Origin of the sequence: Kitasatospora sp. NPDC036755 (assembly GCF_040636595.1) — a bacterium.
GTDB lineage: Bacteria > Actinomycetota > Actinomycetes > Streptomycetales > Streptomycetaceae > Kitasatospora.
This window is the reverse complement of record NZ_JBEZUT010000445.1, coordinates 1-5,595: the sequence shown is the minus strand read 5'-3', so window position 1 is coordinate 5,595 and position 5,595 is coordinate 1. Positions and strand designations below refer to the sequence as shown.

2 protein-coding genes are annotated in these 5,595 nt (G+C 76.5%); both read right to left on the bottom strand.

All coding sequences use genetic code 11. The features are described from left to right. A partial coding sequence (locus AB0E96_RS37570) for an SDR family NAD(P)-dependent oxidoreductase (protein ID WP_359830787.1) occupies positions 1–5,273 on the bottom strand: 5,273 nt, incomplete at its 3' end. 16 nt (positions 5,274–5,289) lie between these two features. Then, on the bottom strand, positions 5,290–5,595 hold a 306-nt coding region (locus AB0E96_RS37565), incomplete at its 5' end, for a hypothetical protein (protein WP_359830785.1).

Below are 5,595 nucleotides of genomic sequence, written 5' to 3'. Positions count from 1 at the left end.
GGGGTGGTGATGTCGCCGGGGTAGCGGCAGGCCATGCCGATGATCGCGATCGGGTCGTCATCGACGGCCCCGACCACACCCACCGACACCGCGCCGGGCTCCGCCGGGAGGGCTCCGGTGACCTGGGTGCGCAGGTGGGTGGCGACGGCGGCGGCGCTGGGGTGGTCGAAGACGAGCGTCGCGGGAAGCCGCAGTCCGGTCGCGGTGGCGAGGCCGTTGCGGAACTCGACGGCGGTCAGCGAGTCGAATCCCAACTCCTGGAAGGAGCGCCCGGGTTCGACGGCGGCGGTGGAACGGTGGCCGAGCACCCCGGCGACCTGGGTGCGGACGAGTTCGAGCAGCGTCCGGTCCAGTTCCTCGGCCGGGAGGGCTGCCCAGCGGGCGGCCTCGGACGCACCCTCCGGGCGCGCGGACCCGGCGGCCCGGGGCCGGGCGGGGACGAGTTCGCGCAGCAGCGCGGGCAGGGCGTCGCCCTGGGCGCGCAGAGCGGCGGTGTCGATCGGGGCGGTGACGAGCGCGGGCCGGTCGTCCTGGCGCAGGGCGGCGTCCAGCAGGGCAAGCCCCTCCTGGGCGGAGACGTACGGGAACCCGTGCCGGCGCATCCGCTCGCGGTCCGCCTCGTCGAGGTCGGCGGCCATGCCGGTGGCCCAGGGGCCCCAGACGAGCGACTGGGCGGCCAGGCCGTGGGCGCGGCGGTGGGTGGCGAGGGCGTCCAGGAAGGCGTTGCCGGCGGCGTAGTTGGCCTGGCCGGCGGCGCCGACGGTGCCCGCGATCGAGGAGAACAGGACGAAGCGGGAGAGCCCGCGGTCGGCGGTCAGCTCGTGCAGGTGCCAGGCGGCGTCCACCTTGGCGGAGAGCACGGTGGACAGCCGCTCGGGGGTCAGCGAGTCGATGACGGCGTCGTCCAGGACTCCGGCGGCGTGCACCACGGAGGTGGGGGCGGCGCGGTCGAGCAGGGCGGCGAGGGCGGCCCGGTCGGCGACGTCGCAGGCCGCGAGCTCCACCTCGGCGCCCAGCGCGGTGAGTTCGGCGGCGAGCCCGGTGGCGCCGGGCGTGTCCGGGCCGCGGCGGCTGGTGAGCAGCAGGCGGCGCACACCGTGCTCGACGACCAGGTGGCGGGCGACCAGGGCGCCGAGCCCGCCCGTGCCGCCGGTGATCAGCACGGCGCCGTCGCCCCAGGTCCCGATGGACCCGGTCCCGGCGTCCGCCGCTGCCTCGGCGGGGAGCCGTTGCAGGCGCGGCGCGTGCAGGGCGCCCTCGTGGACCCGGATCTCCGGTTCGCCTGTGGCCAGGGCGCGGCGCAGCAGGGCCGGCGACGGGGCGTCGGCCGTCGCGTCCAGGTCGAGGAGGAGGAAGCGGTCCGGGTGCTCGGCCTGGGCCGCGCGGACCAGGCCGCGGACGGCCGCGGCGGCCAGGTCCTCGGCGCGAGTGACGACGACCAGCCGGGTCCGGGGCGCGGGCTCGTCGGCGAGCCGTTCCTGGAGGGTGCGCAGCGCCCAGTGGGCGGCGGCGTGGGTGCCCGCGACCGGGTCCGGTCCGCACGGCGGCGCGACCGCGACCGCGACGGTGGCGTGCCGGGTCTCGGAGTCCGGGGCGTCGGTGTCCGTCCCATCCGCAGTGGCATCGGCATCGGCATCGGCGAGTGGGACGGTGACGAGCCGGTGGAGCGGGCCGGCGGTGGCGGCGGGGGCGAGCCGCGCGGTGTCCACCGGGCGGGAGACCAGGGCGTCGACGGTCAGCACGGCGGCGCCGGTGCCGTCGGCGACGGTCACCGTGACGGTGTCCGGGCCGGACGGGGCGAACCGGACCCGGGCGGTCGTCGTGCCGGTCGCGTGGAGGGCGACCCCGGACCAGGTGAACGGCAGTACGGTGCGGTCGCCGTCATCGGCCAGCAGCCCGGCGTGCAGGGCGGCGTCGAGCAGGGCGGGGTGGACGCCGAAGCGGGCGGCGTCGGCGTGCGCGGACTCGGGGAGCGTGACCTCGGCGAAGGTCTCCGCACCGCTCTTCCAGGCGGAGCGCAGACCGCGGAACACAGGCCCGTAGTCGTACCCGCGCGAGGCCAGCAGCTCGTACGCGCCGTCGAGCGGGACCGGGACGGCGCCGGCCGGGGGCCAGACGGTGAGCCCGGTCGGCGCGGTGCCGCCGACCGGGGCCGCGGCCAGGATGCCCTCGGCGTTGAGGGTCCAGGGGGCCTCGGCGTCGTCGGGTCGCGCGCCCCCGGTCCGTTCGGGACGCGAGTGGATCGTGACCGTGCGGTCGCCGTTCCCGGCGGCCGGGCCCACGGCCACCTGGACCTGGACGCCGCCGTGTTCGGGCAGGGCGAGCGGCGCCTGGAGGGACAGTTCGGCGAGCGTGTGGCAGCCCACCTGGCGGCCGGCGCGCAGCGCCAGCTCCAGCAGGCCGGTGCCGGGGAGGAGGACGGTCGACCCGATGCGGTGGTGGGCGAGCCAGGGCTGGGTGTCGACGCAGAGGCGGCCGGTCAGCACGGCGCCGTCGGAGCCGGGCGCGGTGAACACGGCGCCCAGCAGCGGGTGGTCGGCCGCGGGCAGGCCGGAGGGCGCGGCACCGCCCGACGGGGTGGCGTTCTCCCAGAAGCGTTCGTGCTGGAAGGGGTAGGTGGGCAGGTCGGTGCGGTGGGCGTCGCTGCCGGCGAAGGCGGTGGCCCAGTTCACGGTCACACCGGTGGTGTGGAGGGTGCCGAGGGCGGCGAGGAGGGTTCGGGCCTCGTCGCGGTCGCGGCGCTGGGTGGGGATGGCGGTGACGGCGTCGGTGTCGAGGTCGTCGAGGGTCTGCTGGGCCATGGCGGTGAGGACGGCGTCGGGGCCGATCTCCAGCAGGGTGGTGACGCCGTGGTCGGTCAGGGTGCGGACGGCGTCGGTGAAGCGGACGGCGGCGCGGACCTGGCGGATCCAGTGGACGGGGTTGGTGAGTTCGGTGGTGGTGAGGGTGCCGGTGACGGTGGAGACGACCGGGATGGTGGGCTCGTGGTAGGCCAACTGGGCTGCCACGGTGGCGTACTCGCGGAGCATGGGCTCCATGAGGGCGCTGTGGAAGGCGTGCGAGACGCGGAGCTTGGAGGTGCGGCGGCCCTGGGTGGCGAAGCGCTCGGAGAGCGCCTCGACAGCGGTGGCTTCGCCCGAAATGACCACGGAGCGCGGCCCGTTGAGGGCGGCGATGTCCACGCCCTCGGTCAGGTGCGGGGTGACCTCGTCCTCGGTGGCCTCGATGGCGGTCATGGCGCCGCCGGTGGGCAGGGCCTGCATGAGTCGGCCGCGCGCGGTGACGAGTCGGGCGGCGTCGGGCAGGGTCCAGACGCCGGCGACGTGGGCGGCGGCGAGTTCGCCGATGGAGTGCCCGGCGAGGTACTGCGGGCGCACGCCCCAGGAGTCGAGGAGCGCGAAGAGCGCGACCTCGACGGCGAACAGCGCGGTCTGGGTGTACGCGGTCCGGTCGAGGAGGTCACCGTCCTCACCCCAGATCACCTCGCGCAGCGGCCGCTCCAGCCACCGGTCGAGTTCGGCGCAGACCTCGTCGAAGCGCGCGGCGAACACGGGGTGGGCCTCGTACAACTCCCGTCCCATGCCGAGCCGTTGCGCCCCCTGCCCGGTGAACAGGAAGGCCGTCTCCGCGAACCCGCCGCCGGCCCGGCCGACCGTCGTGCCGGCGGCCGGCGCGTCCTCGGCGAGGGCGGCGAGGGCGGCGAGCAGTTCCTCCCGTCCGGCGGCCGCGACGACGGCCCGGTGCTCGAACGCGGAACGCGTCGTCAGGCTGAACGCGGCGTCCAGCGCCCGGACGTCCGGACGGGACGCCAGGTGCCGGTGGAGCCGGGCCGCCTGGTCGCGGAGCGCGGGCGCCGACTTCGCCGACAGGACGACGGGCACAACCGGGGTGTCCGGCCCGTCCGCCGTGACCGGCGGCGACGACTCCTCCGGTTCGGCCAGGATGAGGTGCGCGTTGGTGCCGCTGAGCCCGAACGAGGAGACCGCGGCCCGGCGCGGCCGCTCGCCGCGGGGCCACTCCCGGGCCTCGGTCAGCAGCTCGACCGCGCCGGCCTCCCAGTCGACCTGGGTGGTGCGCCGCTCCGAGTGCAGGGTGCGCGGCAGGACGCCGTGCCGCATCGCCTCGACCATCTTGATGACGCCCGCGACGCCGGCGGCGGCCTGGGTGTGGCCCAGGTTGGACTTGATCGAGCCGAGCCACAGCGGCGCGCCGCCGTCGCCCCGGCCTCGGCCGTAGGTGGCGAGCAGGGCCTGGGCCTCGATCGGGTCGCCGAGCCGGGTGCCGGTGCCGTGCGCCTCGACCACGTCGACGTCCGCCGTGGTCAGGCCGGCGTCGGCGAGGGCCCGGCGGATCACCCGCTGCTGGGCGGGGCCGTTGGGGGTGGTCATCCCGCTGGAGGCGCCGTCCTGGTTGACGGCCGAGCCGGCGATCACGGCCAGCACGGTGTGGCCGTTGCGTCGGGCGTCCCGCAGCCGTTCGAGGACGACGACGCCGACGCCCTCCGAGCAGCCGGTGCCGTCGGCGGCCTCCGAGAAGGACTTGCAGCGGCCGTCGCGGGCGAGGCCGCGCTGGGTGTTGAAGTAGACGAACATGTCGGGCGTCGCCATGACCGTGGCGCCGCCCGCCAGCGCGAGCGTGCAGTCGCCCCGGCGCAGCGCCTGGACGGCCCAGTGCATGGCGACCAGCGAGGACGAGCAGGCCGTGTCGACGGTCACCGCCGGGCCCTCCAGGCCGAGGCTGAAGGCGACCCGCCCGCTGGCGAGGCTGCCGTCGCTCGTCCCGAACCCGTAGTCGTGGTACATCAGGCCGGTGAACACGCCGGTCCGGCTCCCGCGCAGCACGGCCGGGTCGATGCCCGCGTGCTCGATGGCCTCCCAGGAGGTCTCCAGCAGCAGGCGCTGCTGGGGGTCCAGTCCGAGCGCCTCGCGCGGCGAGATGCCGAAGAAGTCGGCGTCGAACTGCGCGGCGTCGTGGAGGAAGCCGCCTTCGCGGGCGATCGAGCGGCCGGGCCGGCCGGGCTCCGGGTCGTAGAGCCCGTCGAGGTCCCAGCCCCGGTCGGCCGGGAAGCCGTCGACGGCGTCGACGCCGTCGGCGACCAGCCGCCACAGCTCCTCGGGTGAGCCGGCGCCGCCGGGGTAGCGGCAGCCCATGCCGACGATGGCGATCGGCTCGCCCACCAGCTCGGTGAGCCGGCCGTTCTCCTGGCGCAGGCGCTCGTTGTCCAGCATCGAGCGGCGCAGCGCCTCGACGATCCGGTCGACGTTCGTGTCCACGTGAACCCTCAGTTGCTCAGTTGTCGCCGTCGCGCCCGAGCGCCGCGCGCACCAGGTCGTCGATCGTCATGGTCAGGATGGAGTCGCCCTGGTCGGTGCCCTGGTCGCCGGCGGGCGTGGCGGGCGTGGCGGGCGCGGCTGTCGCCGGTGCCGAGGTGGTGCCCTGGGCGGGTGCCGGGGCGGCCAGTTCGAGCAGCCGGTCGAGCAGCCCGGAGGCACGCAGCGCCGCGAGGTCGACGGTGCCGAGCAGGCGCCGGACCTCCTCGTCACCGGCCCCGGCGGCCCCCTCGGGGGCGGCGGCGGGCACGCTCCGCGCCGGGCC